Below are 20,007 nucleotides of genomic sequence, written 5' to 3' on the forward strand. Positions count from 1 at the left end.
ATGTATGAGACCAATTTTCATAAAGTGGCCACCGCACAAGAGGCTGCCGCCCTGTTGAACACCTCTGAAGATGGTAAAATATTGGCGGGGGGGCAAACCTTAATCCCCACCATGAAACAACGACTTGCCAATCCGACAGATGTGATTGATCTAAGCGGCGCGGCGGATCTTAGCGGGATTACCATTGCGGGTGATCAGATCACCATTGGGGCGATGACACCCCATGCAGAAGTGGCGGGACATGCCGGTCTCGCAGCGCTGTGCCCTTCGATTTGTAAACTTGCGGCCAATATCGGCGATCCCGCTGTCCGTCATCGCGGAACGATTGGCGGGTCTTTGGCCAATAATGATCCGGCGGCTGACTATCCAGCAGCTGCCCTAGCCTTGAACGCGCGGATTCACACCACCTCTCGTGAAATTGCGGCCGATGATTTTTTCGAAGGTATGTTTACCACAGCCTTGGAAGAGGATGAGATTATCACCGCCGTCAGCTTCACCGCCCCTGCGAAAGGTGGTTATGGCAAGTTCCCTAATCCGGCGTCGCGCTATGCAATGGCTGGCGTGTTTGTGGCCAAATCAGCCGAGGGCAGCGTACGGGTTGCTGTGACCGGCGCGAGTGAAGATGGGGTCTATCGCCATGACGCGCTGGAGGCTGCCTTGAGTACGGATTGGTCGGCCTCTGCTGTTGATGGGGTCGAGATCTCATCGGACGGGCTTTTGTCTGATCTTCATGGAAATGCGGAGTATCGCGCTAATCTGATCAAGGTCATGGCCAAACGCGCTTTGGGCTAGATCTTTCACAAACCTTACACACCAACCCCATTTTTGGGGTTGGTGTTGCCAATTTACAGGGCAGATATCGTGCAAAACTTGCCGCAGTCCATCGACGCAACCACCGCTCTGCTCGCTTCTGAAGGCTATGTGGCCGATCGTGCTTTGTCGACCTTGACCTTCCTCTCCCTGACGCTCAATCGACCAATCTTTTTGGAGGGTGAAGCAGGCGTCGGTAAAACAGAATTGGCTAAGGTGATCGCCAAAGGTCTTGGGCGAGATTTGATCCGCTTGCAATGCTATGAAGGGTTAGACGCCAGCAGCTCGGTCTATGAATGGAATTTCGCCGGCCAAATGCTGGCAATGCGCAATGGGGCTGAGCAGGGCGACATATATTCAGAAAAATACTTGATCAAACGTGCCTTGTTGCAGGCGGTTGAGCCTCATCCCTCTGGGCCGCCGGTGTTGCTGATCGATGAGATTGACCGCACAGATGCACCTTTTGAGGCGTTTTTGTTGGAGGCGCTCTCTGATTTTCAAGTTACCGTACCAGAGCTGGGCGTCATCAAAGCCCCAGAGCCGCCGATTGTGATTTTGACCTCAAACCGCACGCGTGAGGTGCATGACGCGTTGAAGCGCCGCTGTCTGTATCACTGGGTTGATTACCCGGGGTTCGAGCGCGAGATGGAAATTTTGCGTGCCCGCCTGCCAGAGGTGAACGCCGATTTAAGCCGCGAGGTGGTGGCTTTCATCCAAAAGCTTCGTGAGGAAGAGCTGTTCAAGCGGCCAGGACTGGCCGAGACGTTGGACTGGGCCAAATGCCTTGTGGCGCTGGATGTTGTGGCACTCTCACCCGATGTGATCACAGACACCATTGGTGCGGTACTGAAATATCAAGATGATATTGCCAAGATCACCGGGGGCCCTGCGACGCGTATTTTGGAGCAAATTCGGCAAGATATGCAGGCGCTGTAATGGCAGATGCCGCAGGCAGATTGCCGGACAATATCGTCTATTTTGGCCGCGCCTTGCGCCGGGCCGGCGTGCCGGTCGGAACGGCGCAAGTTCTGGAGGCCCTGCGGGCGGTGCAGCTGGTTGGCTTCACCAACCGGCAGGATTTTCACACCACCCTACGGGCGATGATTGTGACCCGGCCAGAGCATCTACTGATATTTGACCAAGTCTTTGCAATGTTCTGGCGCGATCCTGATTTCTTGGAAAATATGATCACGAACCTCCTGCCTGTGATCACGGCACCTTCGGCTGAGAGACCCATGAAGCCGGCGCAGAATAGGGCCGCCGAGGCAATGGCGGCAGGTGGGGGAAAGCCGCGCGATGCACCCCCGAAAGAGCAGCTGGAAATGGATGCGCAGTTTTCTCATTCGGATGTGGAGAAACTGATGCAAAAAGATTTTGAGGCTATGAATGCCGCAGAAATCCGCCAGGCCGAACAGGCCATTGGAAACCTGCGGTTGGATTTGCCACAGCTGGCGGGGCGGCGTTTTGAGACGGTGGCTCGGGCCTTGCGGATTGACCAGCGAAAAGCGCTGCAACAGGCGCGGCGCAGTGGCGGTGAACTCCTTGCTTTGCCAAGGCAGCGGGCAAAGCCCCGACAGCTCAATCTCGTGGTGCTATGTGATATTTCTGGATCCATGACCCGATACAGCCGGATGATGATGCATTTTATCCATTCCTGCGCACAGGCGCGTGGATCGGACTGGGCCGCAGTGCATGGCTTCACTTTCGGCACTCAGCTGCATAATATTTCGCCTCAGCTGACCATTAAAGACCCCGATGCTGCTCTGGCGGCGATCGGTCAACATGTGCGGGATTGGGAGGGCGGCACCCGCATCTCCGAAAGCCTTGGGACGTTTAATCGTGACTGGGCCCGGCGGGTTTTGTCAGCCCCGGCTGTGGTATTACTCATAAGTGACGGGCTTGAGCGGTCGGGACTTGCGGCGCTTGAAGGAGAAATCGCCCGACTGGCCCTGCAAGCCCGGGAGCTGATATGGCTTAATCCCTTGCTGCGGTGGGACCAATTCTCGCCGCAGGCCGCAGGCATCAAAGCCATGCTGCCGCATGTGTCCTCACTGGTGGCCTGCCACAATCTTGGCAGTTTGCAAGATCTTTCAGATCATTTGAACGGCCGGTGCAGTGTCGATCACAAGGCGCGTTTGATGCGGTTGCTTGGATGAGGGCGAGCGTCTCACATGCGGCGTCCGTTTGTGCATTGTACGGGGTGATTGATGCCCCGCTTGTAGTTGATTATGACTATGGACAGTTTAACCTATGAGGGGCGCGATGTCCGATCTGCTCAAAAAACCTTTTGGAACCCATGGAAAAGTGCATGAAATCACGCCACAATCTGCGGGTTGGCGCTATGTGGGCTTTTCGCTTTATCATTTGCGCGCCGGCGAGCGCGCCGCGGAGCTGACAGGTGATCGTGAAGTTATTTTGGTGATGGTGGAGGGCAAAGCGCAAATCTCTGGCGGCGGGCAGAATTGGGGAGTCTTAGGCGCGCGGATGTCGGTGTTTGAAAAGACGCCGCCCCATTGTCTTTATTTGCCCAATGACTCCGATTGGGAGGCTGTGGCTGAGACCGATTGTGTCATTGCGCTGTGCACAGCGCCGGGCAAAGGTGGTCATGCGGCACGGCGGATTGGCCCAGAGGGCATCACGCTGACGGAGCGGGGCAAGGGCGCAAATACCCGCTACATTAATAATATCGCCATGGAAAACGAAGATTACTGCGACAGTTTGCTGGTGACAGAGGTGTTCACACCGCCGGGGCATTGGTCCTCTTATCCCAGTCATCGCCATGACGAAGATGATTATCCGCGGATCACATATCTTGAGGAGACTTACTATCATCGGCTCAACCCTGCTTCGGGCTTTGGTGTTCAGCGGGTCTATACCGATGATGGGCAATTGGATGAGACAATGGCGGTCAAAGATGGGGATGTGGTCTGTGTGCCGCGCGGCCATCACCCTTGCGGTGCGCCACATGGCTTTGAAATGTATTATCTCAATGTCATGGCCGGGCCGCTGCGCAAGTGGCGATTTGTGACGGCGCCCGAGGTGGAATGGATCTTGGAACGGGATGCGTGAGGGCTGGATCTTACGGGCACTAGACCAAAGCGAGTATCACTGGGGCGAAGAAAATACCGAGGCCTGCTAACATGCCCCAAATGACCTTGCGGGTCAGATAGGCCGTCCCAACGGCGGCGCTCGCGGCGGCCAGATGCAACAGGGTGACCCCATCGGTGGCATCGGTTGGCCAGAAAACGAGCGGCGCCACCATGCCCGGAAGGACTGCGACCGGGGTGAAGCGCAGCATACGCTCAATCACAGGCGCCATGCGCTTTGAGCCGATCAATCCAAGAAACGAAAAGCGAATGGCAAATGTACCGATCGCCATGAGCGCAATAATCAGCCAGATTTCAAATTGCGAGTAATTCATGCGCTTCGCTCCAGCAGTGTTTCGACGATGACCCCTGTGACCATGGCGCAAAAGGCTGCAATCAAGAGCCCGCTGCCCGACGGCAGGCTGGCCAGTGCTAGGGCTAGCACAATTGATACACAGGCGGCGGTGATATGGGCCAGCGATTTCAGCAAGGGCGCCACAGTGGACAAGAACGCCAGAGGCAAGACAAAGGACACCTCCAAAGTGCTGGGTATCCAAGTGCCAATCTCTGCGCCGATATAAGTAAATAGGCACCATAGGGGCGCAATCGTGAGCGATATCCCTGCAAAATAAGCCACCCGTGAGGGCAGGGGCATGTCGGGTTGGTCTTCATATTTTGCAACAGCGAGCACATAGCTGTGATCAAAGTTCAAATACCCAATAAAGGCCCGCTGCAACAGAGGCGCGCTACCCAAATGGGGTGCCAAAGCGGCGGAATACATGGCCATTCGTAAGTTAACCGCCAAAGCGGCAGCGAGAATGAACCCAATGGCGGCATTATCGAGCATCAATTGCAGCGCGGCAAATTGCGAGGCGCCCGCGATGACAAGAATGGAAAAACTCAGGGTTTGGGCCAGGCTCAACCCCGCTTCAATGGCGACAACTCCAAAGAGGGTGGCGAATGGCACGACCATGACAATAAAGGGCAAGACATCTACAACCCCTGTCCAAAAAGCAGATCTTTCTAAAAAGCGTGTCATCAGGTCAGCCTTTTGCAAGATAGGTTTGATATGGCACGCAGCACAGGGGGGCCCATGCGCCTTAGGCCGGCGGAGCCGTGTCGCGAATTAACTTCCAATTGACCGCATCCAACAAAGCCTCAAAGCTGGCGTCCACTATATTGGCAGAAACGCCGACGGTGGCCCAGCTGCGCCCTTTGCTGTCTTCGCAATCGATCACCACGCGCGTGACGGCCTCTGTGCCACCTTGGGTGATGCGCACCTTGTAATCGGTCAAATTCATGTCATCGATCATTGCCTGATAAGGGCCAAGGTCTTTGGCCAGAGCTTTCGACAGAGCATTCACAGGGCCCCGGTCATTGCCCAGCTCATCCATCGACTCGCTGACAGACATTTTCTTTTCGCCATCAATCCGCACCACAACCAATGCCTCCGATAAAGAGACCATGCGGTTGTATTTATTTTTCCGCCGCTCCACTGAGACTTTGTAGCGTTTGACTTCAAAAAAATCTGGGCAGAGCCCCAATTCGCGCCGTGCCAATATCTCAAAACTGGCTTGCGCAGTGTCGTAGGAATATCCTTGTGCTTCGCGCTCTTTGACCAATTCCAAAATACGCCCCAATGCGGGGTCGTTTTTTTCGACGATCAAATTTGCCTCTTTGAGGCGTTTGCGTAGATTGGATTGCCCGGCTTGGTTCGACATGGGGATGTCGCGCTGATTGCCGACCAAGGCCGGGTCGATATGCTCATAGGTGACAGGGTTCTTGAGGATGGCGCTGGCATGAAGGCCGGCTTTATGGACAAATGCGCTGGCTCCGACGAAAGGGGCCTGGGGCGCTGGTATCCGGTTGAGAATATCGTCGAGCACCCGTGAGGCGCGTTTTATGTCGCGCAAAGCCGCATCGGTGACGCTGATCTCATATCTCGACCGATAGGGCTCTTTGAGCTTGAGGATTGGCAGAAGTGAGGTGAGGTTGGCATTGCCGCATCGCTCGCCCAACCCGTTCAGTGTGCCTTGAATCTGCCGTACCCCTGCATCGATGGCAGCCAGGGTATTGGCGACAGCATTTTCTGTGTCGTTATGGGTGTGAATGCCCAAATGATCACCCTGCAGCCCGGCGGCGATGACCTCTTGCACGATCTGTCCAACCTCGGCTGGCAAGGCGCCCCCATTGGTGTCGCATAGGATGATCCAACGTGCGCCTGCTGCAAAGGCTGCCTGAATGCAGGCGCGTGCATAGTCGGGATTGGCCTTATAGCCATCGAAGAAATGTTCCGCATCAAACAAAGCTTCCCGGCCCTGGCTGACGAGATGCTCGATTGAGCGCCTGATGTTCTCAATATTTTCATCCAAGGTGATGCCAAGTGCGGTTTCGACATGAAAATCATGGGTTTTGCCGACCAGGCAGACCGCAGCTGTATTGGCATTGACCACAGCATTGAGCGCTGCGTCATTTTCGGCAGAATGTCCGGTGCGTTTGGTCATGCCAAAGGCCGTAAAAGTGGCTCGGAGTTTGGGTTGGCTGTCAAACCAGGCGCTGTCGATCGGATTGGCTCCTGGCCATCCCCCTTCAATGTAATCAATGCCGAGCGCGTCTAAGGTTGCTGCGATTTGCTGTTTTTCCACAAGTGAAAATTGCACCCCCTGCGTCTGCTGACCATCCCTTAGGGTGGTGTCATAAACATATAGGTTTTCTTTGGTCATGAAGGGCTCCAGTTTGCGCGCATAAAACCAGCACAAGGCGAAAGGTCAACCCCGCGCTTCCGCCTCTTCGCCCTATCGCTGCACCATCAAAGCATCGAGCCCGTGGAAATGGTAGCTGTTGGCATAGAGTGGCGTTTGGCTGATGTGCAAATTAGGGCAGCGGTCAAAAAGCACCTTTAAACCGAGTGATATTTCCAGCCGAGCAAGCGGCGCGCCAACGCAAAAATGCAATCCCGCCCCGAAGGATTGATGGGCGGTGATCTTTCGGCCTGGGTCAAACACATGGGGGTTTTCTACAAAAACGGGATCGTGATTGGCTGCGGCTAAAAGGCATGCGACCTCTTGGCCCTTGTGAATGTCAAAGCCAAAACAATGGGTGTCCTCATAAGCAAAGCGGGTGAAAAGATGCAAAGGCGGATCGAAGCGCACGACTTCTTCGATCAATTGCGGCGTTACCTCACGATATGGACTTGGCAGGAGCGTTTTGAGCGCATTGCCCAGCGTATGCACCGTGGCTTCATGGCCGGCGTTGAGCAGCAATATACAGGTTGAGATCAACTCCACACCGGTGAGTTTTTCGCCCGCTTCTTCGGCGGAAATAAGGTCGGACAATAGATCATCGCGTGGCGCGCTGCGCCGGTGGGCAATGTAGCTGTCGAGGAAGGCGGTAAACTCCAGCGTCGCCTGGTTGGCTGCGACTTCCGTTTCATAGCTGCGGTTCGATTGATACATAGCCACCATGGCATTGGACCAGCTGAGCAGATCTGCGCTGCGATCGGTGGGCACGCCCAAGAGTTTGGCGATGATATGCACGGGGAGAGGGCGGGCGAAGGCGTTAAGGAAGTCAAAAGGTTGCGTGGGAAAAGCATCGATTAACCTGTGGCAGGTATCTATGATCTCTGGTGTCATGGCAGCCACTTTTTTGCTGGTAAAGGCGCGTAAAACCAAGCCGCGCAATCGGCTGTGCCGCGGCGGCTCAAGCTCAAGCATCGAGTGGCTCTCATTGGCTTGCCAGTCGGCAAGATGGGCAGGGCATTGCGGCGCCGTCAGGGCCTCGCGGCCAAACTTGCGGTTGGTCAACAGGCCGCGCACCGCCCGGTAGGTGACGGCCGCTGGCATCTGATAGTCGTCCCACCATACCAGATCTCCCATGGCGCGTGCGCGGTCATAGGCCGGATAGGGATTTTGTACAAAGCTGGGATTTGTTGGTGATTGTTTGAATACTTGCATGTTGTCATGACAGCCGAAAAGGGGCAGTCTGGCAAGACGCGTTGAGTGTATTTAAATAGCCGCGTCAAAAACAACGAATGCTTCTTGTTTTTTTGCCACCGCGAGATACATGTAACTTCACTCCGGACATACCGGTTAAATTGGGAGGATACCATGAAATACTTTACTGCGGCCGCGGCCGCTGTTGCACTGTCGTTTTCTGCGAGCTCAACTTTTGCCGCTTGTGATGCTGGAGAGATCGTCATCAAATTTAGTCACGTCACAAACACGGACAAGCATCCCAAAGGCATAGCGGCCACATTGCTTGAACAACGGGTTAACGATGAGATGAACGGCAAGGCCTGCCTTGAAGTATTCCCGAACTCCACGCTTTATAACGACAATCAAGTTTTAGAAGCACTGTTGCAAGGTGACGTTCAAATGGCCGCGCCATCCTTGTCAAAGTTTGAGCAGTTCACAAAGAAATTCCGCATTTTTGATCTGCCGTTCATGTTTAAGAACATCAATGCGGTTGATGAGTTCCAAAACTCAGAAACTGGTCAAGCGATGAAGCAATCTATGACAAAGCGGGGCCTCCTTGGCCTAGCATTCTGGCATAACGGTATGAAGCAAATGTCAGCAAACGTTCCATTGAATGTGCCATCTGATGCAAATGGATTGAAATTCCGTGTTCAGAACTCTGACGTTCTAAAAGCACAAATGGCTGCGATGGGTGCGTCCCCTCAGCCGATGGCTTTCTCTGAGGTTTATGGTGCGTTACAAACTGGCGTTGTAGATGGACAAGAGAATACTTGGTCTAACATCTACGGTAAGAAGTTCTTCGAAGTTCAGGACGGCACCACAGAAACAGATCATGGCATCATCGACTATTTAGTCGTGACATCTACTGATTTCTGGGATGGCTTGCCTGCCGACGTTCGTGACCAGTTGGCGACCATTCTTGACGAGGTGACCACGGCACGGAACGCAGAGTCCACTGCTGTAAATGCAAGTAACAAGAAAGCAATTTTGGATGCTGGCGGTGTCGTTCGCACTTTGACAGCAGATCAGCGTGCTGAATGGGTCAAAGCCATGATGCCTGTTTGGGATCAATTTGTAGGCGATGTGGGTCAAGAAAACATTGACGCAGCCCAAGCAATTAATGCGAAGCATTAAACTTTTAAATGCGTAACTTTGGCCCGTAGATCTGCGGGCCAAATGTTTCTTGATAGGACCCCTCGACATGTCATCAAATGCCCCTATGCCACGGTCAAGATTGGGCTATTGGATCAACGAATTTGAAGAAACAGCCATCGCTGTTCTTTTGGGCCTCATGACTTTAATCACCTTCGCAAATGTTGTTTTGCGCTATGGGTTCAACACTGGCTTGATCTGGGGTTTAGAGGCGACAACATTCTTGTTTGCTTGGTTGGTGCTCTTCGGTGTCAGCTATGCGGTGAAGGTCACCGCGCATTTGGGCGTCGATGCCCTAATCAATATTTTTGCACCGAAAACCCGCCGCATTCTGATGCTGATCGCGGCGGCGGTTTGCGTTGTCTATGCTGGCTTGCTGATGAAAGGGGCCTGGGATTATTGGGCTAATTTCGCCAATTTGCCTCAGACAACAGGCCGTTGGTTTCCAACAGGCTTTGAAGAGATGAAACGCACCTCTTACCGCGGATGGTATGAGGTTATTGATATAGTCTTTCCTGATTGGTTACGTTGGATCCAACCGATTATGAATGACGGCGATGACTACGAAAAAATTCCACGTTTCATTCCCTATGCTATCTTGCCGATTGGGATGGCGCTGCTCTTGTTCCGCTTTGTCCAAGTCTTCGTGCGCTTGTTGCGCGGCCAAGATGCCAGCTTGATTGTCAGCCATGAGGTTGAAGAGGCTGTGGCAGAAGTTAAGCATCTTAACGCTAAGGTCTAACCCCATGGAAGTCGCAATTTTATTTGCAGTTGTTGTTGGTCTGATGCTCATCGGTGTGCCCATTGCGGTCAGCCTCGGCATGGCGTCGATCTTGTTTTTGCTTGCCCTTGGCGATACCTCGCTGGCGTCCATTGCGCAGACATTCTTTCAAGCCATGGCGGGCCACTATACCCTGCTGGCCATTCCTTTCTTCATTTTGGCCTCTAGCTTTATGTCCACGGGTGGGGTCGCGCGGCGTATCATACGCTTTTCGGTGGCTCTGGTCGGGCACGTGCCGGGTGGCTTGGCGATTGCCGGTGTTTTTGCCTGTATGATGTTTGCGGCATTGTCGGGCTCCTCACCGGCGACGGTTGTGGCGATCGGCTCCATCGTTATCGCCGGCATGCATCAGGTTGGGTACACGAAAGACTTTGCGGCTGGTGTGATCGCAAATGCTGGTACTTTAGGGATTTTGATTCCCCCCTCCATCGTGATGGTGGTTTATGCGGCGGCGGTGGAAGTGTCCGTAGGCCGCATGTTCCTCGCGGGTGTATTGCCCGGCCTTTTGGCCGGCTGCATGTTAATGATTACCATATACATCATGGCGCGGGTGAAAAACCTGCCAAAGGGGGACTGGCAAGGCTGGGATGAGGTTGCGGCCGCAGTCTTGGATGCCGCCTTTGGATTGGTGCTGATCGTAATCATTCTTGGTGGGATTTACGGCGGTATTTTCACCCCAACCGAAGCCGCCGCTGTGGCTTGTGTCTATGCGTTTTTTGCAGCCTTGATGATTTATCGCGATATGGGTCCTTTGCAAGGCAGGGGCTGGTTGCGTGAGGGTGAGCAACGCGCTTTTGGTTTGGGACTGCGGGTCGTAGCCTTTGCGGTGATTGGCTTCTTGCTGCATGCTTCGCTCGGCAAGGCGGGGGTCTATCCAGAGGGCTGGGGGCTGGCTGTGGCGATTGCTTGGGTTTTGGTTTGCCTTGGCACAGGCTGGGCCATGACTCATTTTGCAGCCCAACGTAGCCGCGTGGCCGGGCCTGTGATCGTTATGCTTGGCGCTTTGCCGGGTGTGATTTTTGCTTATTGGACGATGGTCTCAATTTTCCAAGGCTTATCGGGCTTCGCGTCAGGGTCGATGCTTGCGTTTGCAGGCACTGGGCTTTTAGCTGCTGTTGCTGGGTTGTTTCTCTTTGCGGCCACCGTGGCACCGGCTATTATTTTCACGTTTTCGCTGCATGGCGCGGCCCGCGAGGGGAAAGACACCGGATTTGGCGCCAGTCTTTTAGGCGGGGCCAAGGCCATGAGCCGGGGTGTCATGGAAGCGATCATCTATTTGCCAGCCGCGGTTGTGCATAAAGACACCCGCAAAACATTGTTTGAGTCGGGAAAACTCACAGTGACGTTGATGTTCATCATCGCCAATGCGCTGATCCTCAAGCATGTGTTGACGGATGAGCAAATCCCGCAGCATATTGCCAGCGCCATGCTGTCTGCAGGTTTTGGACCGATTATGTTCTTGGTGATCGTCAATGTTATCTTGTTGATTGGTGGGCAATTCATGGAGCCATCGGGGCTTTTGGTCATCGTTGCGCCCTTGGTCTTTCCAATTGCGATTGAGCTGGGCATTGATCCGATCCATTTGGGTATCATCATGGTGGTCAATATGGAGATTGGCATGATTACCCCGCCCGTGGGGCTTAACCTCTTTGTAACCTCTGGCGTAGCGAATATGCCAATGATGTCCGTTGTGCGCGCGGCCTTGCCCTTTTTGGCGGTCCTATTCGGTTTCTTGATATTGATTACCTACGTGCCTTGGATATCTACGGTCTTGCCGAATGCGATGATGGGACCGGAACTGATTGTGAAATGATACTGTAGACGAATTAAAGGCTATAATGATGGATCCGGTGACGCTGACAAATGAAATGATCGTTGTACTGACGGTGCTCTTTGTGACGGTTACATTGTTCATCACTGAAGCCTTCCGCATTGATTTGACAGCAATCCTGACCATGTTGGCGCTGGGTCTGCTCAGTCAACTGCCCGGCCTTGGAAATCTTGCAGATACCTCGCGATTGTTTGACGGCTTTGCCTCGAACGCGGTGATATCTATCATTGCCGTTATGATTATTGGAGCAGGGTTGGATAAGACCGGTTTGATGTCAAAAGTCGCTGGCTATATTTTGAAACTCGGTGGGGCGAAAGAAACCCGGATTGTGCCGATCATTTCTGGTTCGGTCGGAATAATATCATCTTTCATGCAAAATGTTGGGGCTGCTGCGCTGTTTTTGCCGGTGATCAGCCGCATTTCTGTACGGGCAGAATTGCCGATGTCCCGGCTTTTGATGCCAATGGGGTTTTGCGCCATTTTGGGTGGTACGATCACCATGGTGGGATCGTCGCCGCTGATTTTGCTCAATGATCTTATGGGTGTTGCCAATGCTGGATTGCCGGACGAACAGCAGATGCGTCCTTTTGAGCTTTTTGATGTCACGCCGATCGGTCTGTCGTTGATCATCACTGGGATCTTATATTTTATGCTCTTTGGGCGTTGGATTTTACCGCGGCGAGATGGCAAAGGTGAGGGCACTTCGGCGCAATCGATGCTTGATTACGTTAAAGCTATTTACGGGCTCAAGGCTGTAATCTTTGAGGTGAAAGTTCCGGATGGCAATATTCTTATTGGCCATAAATTGGCTGACATTATGGATGCGCATCACATTTATATTATTGGCACAGATTATCGCGGTCGCCAAGTGGTGGCTCCTATGGCTCCGACACAGATTGAGGCACCTTGCCGCTTGGCCATATTGGGCCGCCGGCGCGTGGTGGAAGAATTTGCCGCAATCTATGGCTTGGAAATTCTACCACAGCTTGACAATTTTTCTGACAATTTTGCAGCGACCCGCGCAGGTGTTGCGGAGATCGTCGTCCCGCCCGGGTCATCTGTGATTGGCAAAACGCCTGGGCAGATCCGCTTTCGCGCTACCCATGGCCTGTCCTTGCTCGGCATTCACCGCGGGGAAGAAACCTTAAGCCATGTGGAAACCCCCGATCATGCGGCGACGCGTCTCACGCATGTGCCGCTATTGGCGGGTGATACTTTGGTGGTGCATACGAAGTGGGAATCTCTGACACGACTGAGCCGCAACCGCGATTACGTCGTTGTGACTTCTGAATATCCGCGCGAAGAGGTTCGGCCGCAAAAAGTGAGCTGGGCTCTGGTCTTCTTTCTCCTGGGGATCGCCATGATTTTGCTGACTGATATTCGCCTGTCTCTTTGCCTTTTGACCGGCGCGGCGGGCATGATCGTGTCGCGTGTCCTGTCCATAGATGAAGCCTATGAGGCGGTGAGCTGGAACACAGTGTTTCTATTGGCCAGTCTGATCCCACTCGGGGTCGCGGTCCAAACCACTGGCACTGCGGCTTGGATTGCGCAACAGGTTCTCATGCTGTTAGAGGGATGGCCGATTTGGAGCTTGCAAGTGGGCGTGGCGATTATGGCGACTGTTTTCACATTGGTGATGTCCAATGTGGGGGCCACCGTGTTGCTCGTGCCCTTGGCTGTGTCCATCGCAGTTGCGGCAGGCGGCAACCCGGCAATTTTTGCGTTGACCGTCGCTATTTCAACCTCAAACTCTTTTTTGATCCCCACCCATCAAGTAAACGCTCTGATTATGGGGCCGGGCGGCTATCGTGTGGTTGATTTCATGCGTTGCGGCGCGGGGATGACCCTATTGTTTTTGGTCGTCTCTATGGTGGTGATGAACTTGCTGTTTTAACTCTCCGCCAAGCTGCGCATAATGGGTAGGAAATCCTCGGCTTTGAGACTCGCGCCTCCCACCAATGCGCCATTCACATGGGTGATGGCAAAAATTTCTTGTGCATTGCTCGGCTTGACCGAGCCGCCATAAAGGATGGAGATGTCCTGACCGGCCGCGCCAAAGATGGCATGGAGCTGAGCGCGCAAAGCATCATGGACTTCCGTGATTTCAGCCACAGTGGGAACAAGACCCGTTCCAATGGCCCAAATTGGCTCATAGGCAATGATGACCTGGGCATCATCGGGCAGGGAGCCAGACAGTTGCGCCAACACGACCTCAAGCGCCTGACCTGCGGCGCGTTGCTCTTGGCTCTCACCAAGGCAGATGATGGGCGTGAGCCTGGATTGGAGAGCCGCTTGGGCCTTGGCGCGCACCAAACTGTCGCTCTCGCCATAGCCTTCGCGCCTCTCGGAGTGGCCAAGGATGACATAGGAGGCACCGCAATCGGCCAGCTGCGCGGCGCTGATGTCGCCGGTGAAGGCACCTGACGGGGCGTGGTGGCAATTCTGCCCGCCGATGGCCAATGGTCCAGCCAGGCTGGCCGCGCTGTGTAGCAAATGCGCCGGCGGGCATAGAATGGTCGAGCAGTGACTCTCTTGTGCGGCTTTCGCTATGGCTTGGATCTCAGATCGGCTGGCCTGCGTTCCGTTCATTTTCCAATTTCCAGCGGCGATTTTTTGGGGCATCGGAGATCCTTCCACGGGGTGGGTATTTATTTAGGAGTTTTGCAGCAAAGAGCGTCTGGCCCAATCGCAGGCCCGCTCCGGCTCATCCATTGCAGCGTTGGGCAGAGTCCAATAGGGCATGGCGACGCGCTTGTTGGCCTTTTCGTCATGAATAAATTGCTGTGATCCTTGGGCGGCGAGGTGGCTTGCAAGCGCGCCCTTTGCCTTGATCATCAAAGCACCCGTGCTGATGATAAGTGCAAAAATGACCCCGTCCGCATAGATTGCCAACCCACCAAACATTTTGCGGGTTGTCAGAGTGCCGACGTCTGCAAAGTGATCTTTCACAAAGGCGATATCAGCGTCGGAAATGCTCATTTCTTGGCGAAAAGTGTTTCGTCGAATTTGATGCTCTCGCCGCAGCCACAGGCATCAACCACATTTGGGTTTTTGAATTTGAAGCCAGATTCCAACAGGCTGGTCTCATAGTCAATCTCAGTGCCGAAGAGGAACATCTGCGCCATTGGAGCAATCATAACCCGAGCGCCATCGGTTTCAATCAATTCATCATGGGCTTCGATTTCATCGACATAGTCCATTGTATATTCCATGCCGGCACAGCCGCCCTTTTTCACGCCAATACGCAGGCCCTTATGGCCCTCGCGCGCCATGAGCTTGGTGATTTGCCCAATCGCGGCAGGGGTGAGGGTCACAGCTTTTTTACCCGGAATACCGAACATGTTTGATCCTTTTCAATCTGCTCTTAACCTAAGAGCGGCCAAAGCGAACTGCAAGAGGGGACATGCAGGTTGCAATCGCTCTTTGCGACTAGGCTGCGGTGTTAAGACGGCGCAGAGCCCTACATAAAGCCCAATTCAAGCCTTGCCTCATCGGACATCATATCCATGCCCCAAGGCGGCTCCCAAACCAGCTCAACATCTACATGTTTTACGCCGGGCAAGGGTTCAACGGCCTCGGCCACCCAACCGGGCATTTCACCGGCGACCGGGCAGCCCGGAGCGGTGAGGGTCATGGCAATTTTCACCTCGGAGTCCTCATTGATATCTACCGTATAAATGAGGCCAAGATCGAAAATATTAACTGGAATTTCAGGATCATACACAGTGCGAATACTGTCGACAATATTGTCATACAGCGGGTGATCTGTGCTCGAGGGCGCGATCAATGGTGTACCTTCAATGGGAGACTCGTCTGACATGTCATGATCCTTGAGTATTTTTATAGGGTATAAAGGGGCAGGACGCCGGGGTAAAGCAATAACCTGAATTAAGAACGCTAATGCTAATATCGGCCCGTGCGCTCTAGGTTTTGGGTGAAAAGCATGAATCTTTCGAGCAATCGCTTGATCCTTCATAAGGTTTAGCGCATGTGAGGCTCATGACAGAAAAATTCTCCTTCCAATTGCATACGCGCTCAGGCAAGGCCCGGGCTGGCACCATTTATACCCCGCGCGGCGAGATCCGAACGCCGGCCTTTATGCCCGTTGGAACTGCGGCCACCGTAAAGGCGATGCTGCCAAGCTCCGTGCGGCAAACGGGGGCGGATATATTGCTGGGCAATACCTATCATTTGATGTTGCGCCCGACTGCAGAGCGGATTGATCGCTTAGGCGGGCTGCATAAGTTTATGAATTGGGAGCGTCCAATTTTAACAGATAGCGGCGGGTTTCAGGTGATGAGCCTGTCCAGCCTTCGCAAGATGAGCGAAGACGGGGTGACCTTTAAGTCGCATATTGATGGCTCTCAACATCATTTGTCGCCTGAGCGCTCGATGGAGATCCAACGGCTTTTGGGCAGTGATATTGTCATGTGTTTCGATGAATGCCCGGCTTTGCCGGCAGAACGCGACGAAATTGCACGGTCAATGCGTATGTCGATGCGATGGGCCGAGCGCTCTCGTGCCGCATTCGGTAACCGCCCGGGTCATGCGTTATTTGGCATTCAGCAAGGCGGTTTGGATGAGCAATTACGCGGTGAAAGTGCCGATGCGCTTAAAGCTATTGGTTTTGAAGGTTATGCGGTTGGCGGCCTGGCAGTGGGCGAGGGGCAGAAGGCCATGTTCGGGGTACTCGACTTTGCGCCCAATCAATTTCCCGAGGACAAGCCGCGATATTTGATGGGTGTTGGCAAGCCAGATGACATCGTGGGCGCCGTGAAGCGTGGCATTGATATGATGGATTGTGTTTTGCCCAGCCGGTCCGGGCGCACAGGGCAGGTATTCACCCGCCGGGGTGTGGTTAACATCAAAAATGCGCGTCACCAAGATGATCCGCGGCCCTTGGATGAGGTCTGCGGCTGTCCGGCTTGCAGCAATTATTCGCGCGCCTATTTACACCATGTGTTCCGCAGTCAGGAAATCATCAGCTCCATGCTTTTAACCTGGCACAACCTGCATTATTTCCAAGAAATTATGCAGCAGATGCGCGACGCCATTGCCGTGGATGATTTTGCTGGTTTTGAAAGTCAGTTCCATTTACAGCGGGCCTTGGGTGATATTGAACCGGTTTAACTAAGCCTCGTTTAGGGTGCCAATGTAACGCGCAACGCCGCTGGATAGGCATAGCGATCTTTGCTCCGGTCACGCAGGGAAATCGTAGCGCCAATGCGCGGCCCCCCTCTGGCCAGCGTGAGCCGCACCCCTTCACCTTTCGGTGCAGATTGATTGATAGCGTCCTGAGTGAAGCGCGCGGTAAGATCAGTGCCCGGCAGGTGGCAATATCCGTGGATTGGCGTGGGCTTGCCCCTAAACTGTGGCACACGCACTTGTGCCGGGGTTTCAAAGGCGGCGGATAGACGCTGATCTGGTGTGAAGATATGACAGCGCGCGCCAGACCGCTCTTGTCGATTGCGGGCCAGGAAGCTGCGGACCGTGATCACATCAAACCGCAGCGGCTGGGTGGTGATCTTGGCATTGGGACTGCGGGCATCTGCGACATAATCGGCAATGGGCAAAGGCGGCGCACAGCCGGCCAGTGCTGTGAATAGAAAAAGACCGAGGGCGAATATCCGCATTGTGACACCTTTCATTCCTGCCTCATGCTACCGCCAGGCGCCGAGGCCTGCAAATGGAGTGTTTGGAGCGGTCTGTATGAGTGATTTGATATTTGCTGACCGCGCAATATTTAAACTTACCTAAAACCTACTGCTTGCACTTCCCAGATTGTGCAGGCAATTTACTTAGGGTCTTGAAATTGAGGCGGTTGCGCCCCAGATGTATAACAAGACCGGGGCCGGGCGAATTGCCGGATTGGGATCCGCTCTATGCCTGCCACAGTTAAGGAACGAGAATGACTTTGAATTTAGCCGAAAGCTACCCTGTATTGCCGCTGCGCGACATTGTTGTGTTTCCACATATTATCGTGCCACTGTTTGTTGGGCGCGATAAATCTGTGCGCGCGCTCGAGCAAGTGATGACGCAAGACAAGCAAATTTTGCTGTCGTCGCAGCGCGACCCGGGGGAGGATGATCCGTCTGAAGATGGAATTTTTCGGGTCGGTGTTTTGGCTAATGTCCTCCAGCTGTTGAAACTTCCTGATGGGACGGTCAAAGTTTTGGTCGAAGGCCGCGCTCGCGTTCAGATTGACCGCTTCATTGGTAATGACTCTTATTTTGAAGCCGAGGCCCGGCTTTTGGAAGAGACGTTGGGTGATGAGGAAACAGTCGCAGCCTTGGTACGTTCGGTGTCGTCTGAATTTGAACTTTATGCCAAAGTCAAGAAAAACGTGCCCGAGGAGGCACTGGCGGCCATTGCCGAGACGCGTAATTCCAGCAAGTTGGCCGATCTGGCCTCTGGACATCTTGGCGTCGAGGTTGAGCAAAAGCAGGAGCTTTTGGAGCTGCTCTGCGTGGCAGACCGTTTGGAGAAAGTCTACGGGCTGATGCAGGGCGAAATGTCCGTGCTGAAAGTTGAGAAAAAAATCAAGTCGCGGGTCAAAACGCAAATGGAGAAGACCCAGCGCGAATATTATTTGAATGAGCAAATGAAAGCTATTCAAAAAGAATTGGGCGAGGGGGAAGAAGGCGAAGGCGAATTGGCCGAGCTGGAAGCCAAAATTGCAGAAACGAAATTGTCCAAAGAAGCCTCTGATAAAGCGACGGCGGAGTTGAAAAAGCTCAAGAATATGTCGCCAATGTCAGCAGAAGCGACCGTTGTGCGCAATTATCTTGATTGGATGCTGTCTCTGCCTTGGGGCCTGCGCAGCCGGGTCAAGAAAGACCTTGTTAAGGCACAAAAGACACTGGACGACGACCACTTTGGCCTGGAGAAGGTTAAGGAGCGGATTGTTGAATATCTCGCAGTGCAACAGCGCTCGCGCAAACTAAAAGGCCCTATCATGTGCTTGGTGGGCCCTCCCGGCGTGGGGAAAACCTCACTTGGAAAATCTGTTGCCAAGGCCACGGGGCGCGAATTTATCCGCATCTCTTTGGGCGGTGTGCGGGATGAAAGCGAAATTCGCGGTCACCGCCGGACTTACATTGGCTCAATGCCGGGTAAAATAATCCAAGCGTTGAAAAAGGCCAAAACCACCAATCCGCTTATCCTGTTGGATGAGATTGACAAAATGGGTCAAGATTTCCGGGGCGATCCGGCCTCAGCTATGTTGGAGGTGTTGGATCCCGAGCAGAACGCAACCTTCGTCGACCATTATTTGGAAGTCGAATATGACCTCTCTGATGTAATGTTCTTGACCACATCCAACAGCTATAACATGCCCAGTCCGTTGCTGGACCGCATGGAAATCATTCCCTTGGCGGGCTACACTGAGGAGGAAAAGGCGGAGATCGCGCATCGTCATTTGATCCCAAAACAGGTGAAAAACCACGGGTTAAAGGCCTCTGAATTCTCTTTGGAGCCTGAAGCACTGCAAGAGATGATCCGCACCTATACCCGGGAGGCGGGTGTTCGGAATCTGGAGCGTGAGATTGGCAAATTGGCCCGCAAGGCTATAACCAAGATCGTCAAGAAAGAGGTGGGGAGCGTCAATATTTCGGTTGAAAATCTGGACGATTACCTCGGCGTTAAGAAATATCGCTACGGATTGGCGGAAGACGATCACCAGGTGGGGGTTGTGACTGGTCTGGCCTATACCAGCGTGGGCGGCGATTTACTGCATATCGAAGCCTTGCGCTTGCCGGGCAAAGGCCGGATGAAGACCACCGGGACGTTGGGCGATGTGATGAAAGAGAGCATTGATGCAGCCAACTCCTATGTGCGGTCCATTTCCCCCGAAATCGGGGTGAAGCCGCCCCGGTTTGACCGGATGGATATCCATGTGCATGTGCCTGAAGGCGCAACACCTAAGGATGGCCCATCGGCGGGGCTGGCGATGGTGACATCGATTGTCTCTGTGTTGACGGGCATTCCCGTGCGAAAAGACATTGCCATGACCGGCGAGGTGACCTTGCGCGGCAATGCGTTGCCGATTGGTGGATTGAAAGAAAAGCTCCTGGCGGCCCTGCGCGGAGGCATCAAAACTGTACTGATTCCGGACGAGAATGCGAAAGACCTGCGTGATTTGCCCGAAAGCGTCACGGATGGGTTGGAAATTATTCCCGTCAGCCATGTGTCAGAGGTGTTGAAACACGCTTTGATATCCGCCCCCGAGCCGATTGATTGGGATGAGGCGGCAGAGGATGCAGCCGCGGCCGCCCTTGCGGCAGAGCGTGGCAGCGCCGCTGGCTTCACTGCGCATTGAGTGAGTCCCAAAGGCGCCTCGGTGGACGAGCTGGAGCGTCTTTGACGATCAGAGCC

19 protein-coding genes are annotated in these 20,007 nt (G+C 53.8%); 10 read left to right on the plus strand and 9 right to left on the minus strand.

The genetic code is table 11. The features are described 5' to 3' along the window. From ABLW18_RS04545 to iolB, 4 genes are all read left to right on the plus strand, one after another. Entirely contained in the window at positions 1 to 792 is a 792-nt protein-coding gene (locus ABLW18_RS04545) for an FAD binding domain-containing protein (protein WP_347823667.1), read from the plus strand. 66 nt (positions 793 to 858) lie between these two features. Beyond that, the gene (locus ABLW18_RS04550) at positions 859 to 1,746 is read left to right on the plus strand and encodes a MoxR family ATPase (RefSeq protein WP_347823823.1); all 888 of its coding nucleotides are present in this window, start codon (positions 859 to 861) and stop codon (positions 1,744 to 1,746) included. Next, positions 1,746 to 2,966 carry a VWA domain-containing protein gene (locus tag ABLW18_RS04555; RefSeq protein ID WP_347823668.1) on the plus strand — a complete coding sequence of 407 codons (1,221 nt, stop codon included), beginning with the start codon at positions 1,746 to 1,748 and terminating at the stop codon, positions 2,964 to 2,966. The genes ABLW18_RS04550 and ABLW18_RS04555 overlap by 1 nt, the downstream gene beginning before the upstream one ends. Before the next feature lie 106 nt (positions 2,967 to 3,072). Further along, complete coding sequence (gene iolB, locus ABLW18_RS04560; RefSeq protein ID WP_347823669.1) at positions 3,073 to 3,879, plus strand: 5-deoxy-glucuronate isomerase; 807 nt, start codon at positions 3,073 to 3,075, stop codon at positions 3,877 to 3,879. A 19-nt stretch (positions 3,880 to 3,898) separates the two neighbouring features. On the opposite strand, the gene ABLW18_RS04565 is transcribed toward iolB, so the two are convergent. The 4 genes from ABLW18_RS04565 to ABLW18_RS04580 form a co-directional block, all read right to left on the minus strand. Next, complete coding sequence (locus ABLW18_RS04565) at positions 3,899 to 4,231, minus strand: AzlD domain-containing protein (protein WP_347823670.1); 333 nt, start codon at positions 4,229 to 4,231, stop codon at positions 3,899 to 3,901. After that, a complete protein-coding gene (locus tag ABLW18_RS04570; protein ID WP_347823671.1) occupies positions 4,228 to 4,935 on the minus strand; it encodes an AzlC family ABC transporter permease in 708 nt (235 codons plus the stop codon). The genes ABLW18_RS04565 and ABLW18_RS04570 overlap by 4 nt, the downstream gene beginning before the upstream one ends. A 61-nt stretch (positions 4,936 to 4,996) precedes the next feature. Then, positions 4,997 to 6,619 (minus strand): citramalate synthase, encoded by a 1,623-nt coding sequence (gene cimA / locus ABLW18_RS04575; protein WP_347823672.1) that lies wholly within the window; start codon positions 6,617 to 6,619, stop codon positions 4,997 to 4,999. Positions 6,620 to 6,691: 72 nt separating this feature from the next. After that, positions 6,692 to 7,849, minus strand: a complete 1,158-nt coding sequence (locus tag ABLW18_RS04580) for a cytochrome P450 (RefSeq protein ID WP_347823673.1) — start codon at positions 7,847 to 7,849, stop codon at positions 6,692 to 6,694. A 153-nt stretch (positions 7,850 to 8,002) separates the two neighbouring features. Here ABLW18_RS04580 and ABLW18_RS04585 point away from each other — a divergent pair, with 153 nt between their 5' ends. The 4 genes from ABLW18_RS04585 (at position 8,003) to ABLW18_RS04600 (ending at position 13,528) form a co-directional block, all read left to right on the plus strand. Further along, entirely contained in the window at positions 8,003 to 9,004 is a 1,002-nt protein-coding gene (locus tag ABLW18_RS04585; RefSeq protein ID WP_347823674.1) for a DctP family TRAP transporter solute-binding subunit, read from the plus strand. Between the two features lie 67 nt (positions 9,005 to 9,071). Then, on the plus strand, positions 9,072 to 9,764 hold the full coding sequence (locus ABLW18_RS04590) for a TRAP transporter small permease (RefSeq protein ID WP_347823675.1): 693 nt from the start codon (positions 9,072 to 9,074) through the stop codon (positions 9,762 to 9,764). Between the two features lie 4 nt (positions 9,765 to 9,768). Beyond that, positions 9,769 to 11,616, plus strand: coding sequence for a TRAP transporter large permease (locus tag ABLW18_RS04595; protein ID WP_347823676.1), 1,848 nt, complete (start codon positions 9,769 to 9,771; stop codon positions 11,614 to 11,616). Positions 11,617 to 11,644: 28 nt separating this feature from the next. Further along, positions 11,645 to 13,528: an SLC13 family permease gene (locus ABLW18_RS04600; protein ID WP_347823677.1), complete on the plus strand. Its 1,884-nt coding sequence runs from the start codon at positions 11,645 to 11,647 to the stop codon at positions 13,526 to 13,528. On the opposite strand, the gene tpiA is transcribed toward ABLW18_RS04600, so the two are convergent. From tpiA to ABLW18_RS04620, 4 genes are all read right to left on the minus strand, one after another. Continuing rightward, positions 13,525 to 14,256: a triose-phosphate isomerase gene (gene tpiA, locus ABLW18_RS04605; protein ID WP_347823678.1), complete on the minus strand. Its 732-nt coding sequence runs from the start codon at positions 14,254 to 14,256 to the stop codon at positions 13,525 to 13,527. The two genes, ABLW18_RS04600 and tpiA, sit on opposite strands and share 4 nt — an antisense overlap. Positions 14,257 to 14,286: 30 nt before the next feature. Then, positions 14,287 to 14,613 carry a TfoX/Sxy family protein gene (locus tag ABLW18_RS04610; protein ID WP_347823679.1) on the minus strand — a complete coding sequence of 109 codons (327 nt, stop codon included), beginning with the start codon at positions 14,611 to 14,613 and terminating at the stop codon, positions 14,287 to 14,289. Beyond that, the gene (locus ABLW18_RS04615) at positions 14,610 to 14,975 is read right to left on the minus strand and encodes an iron-sulfur cluster assembly accessory protein (protein WP_347823680.1); all 366 of its coding nucleotides are present in this window, start codon (positions 14,973 to 14,975) and stop codon (positions 14,610 to 14,612) included. The genes ABLW18_RS04610 and ABLW18_RS04615 overlap by 4 nt, the downstream gene beginning before the upstream one ends. A gap of 119 nt (positions 14,976 to 15,094) precedes the next feature. Then, entirely contained in the window at positions 15,095 to 15,454 is a 360-nt protein-coding gene (locus ABLW18_RS04620; RefSeq protein ID WP_347823681.1) for an SUF system Fe-S cluster assembly protein, read from the minus strand. 179 nt (positions 15,455 to 15,633) lie between these two features. Here ABLW18_RS04620 and tgt point away from each other — a divergent pair, with 179 nt between their 5' ends. Next, the gene (gene tgt, locus ABLW18_RS04625) at positions 15,634 to 16,764 is read left to right on the plus strand and encodes a tRNA guanosine(34) transglycosylase Tgt (RefSeq protein WP_347823682.1); all 1,131 of its coding nucleotides are present in this window, start codon (positions 15,634 to 15,636) and stop codon (positions 16,762 to 16,764) included. Positions 16,765 to 16,775: 11 nt separating this feature from the next. Here the strand turns inward: tgt and ABLW18_RS04630 are convergent, their stop codons facing one another. Next, positions 16,776 to 17,267 (minus strand): hypothetical protein, encoded by a 492-nt coding sequence (locus ABLW18_RS04630; RefSeq protein ID WP_347823683.1) that lies wholly within the window; start codon positions 17,265 to 17,267, stop codon positions 16,776 to 16,778. 275 nt (positions 17,268 to 17,542) lie between these two features. Here ABLW18_RS04630 and lon point away from each other — a divergent pair, with 275 nt between their 5' ends. Then, positions 17,543 to 19,951: an endopeptidase La gene (gene lon, locus ABLW18_RS04635; protein ID WP_347823684.1), complete on the plus strand. Its 2,409-nt coding sequence runs from the start codon at positions 17,543 to 17,545 to the stop codon at positions 19,949 to 19,951. Positions 19,952 to 20,007 lie beyond the last annotated feature (56 nt).

Source organism: uncultured Planktomarina sp., assembly GCA_943788425.1.
In the GTDB taxonomy this organism is placed as follows: Bacteria; Pseudomonadota; Alphaproteobacteria; order Rhodobacterales; family Rhodobacteraceae; genus Planktomarina.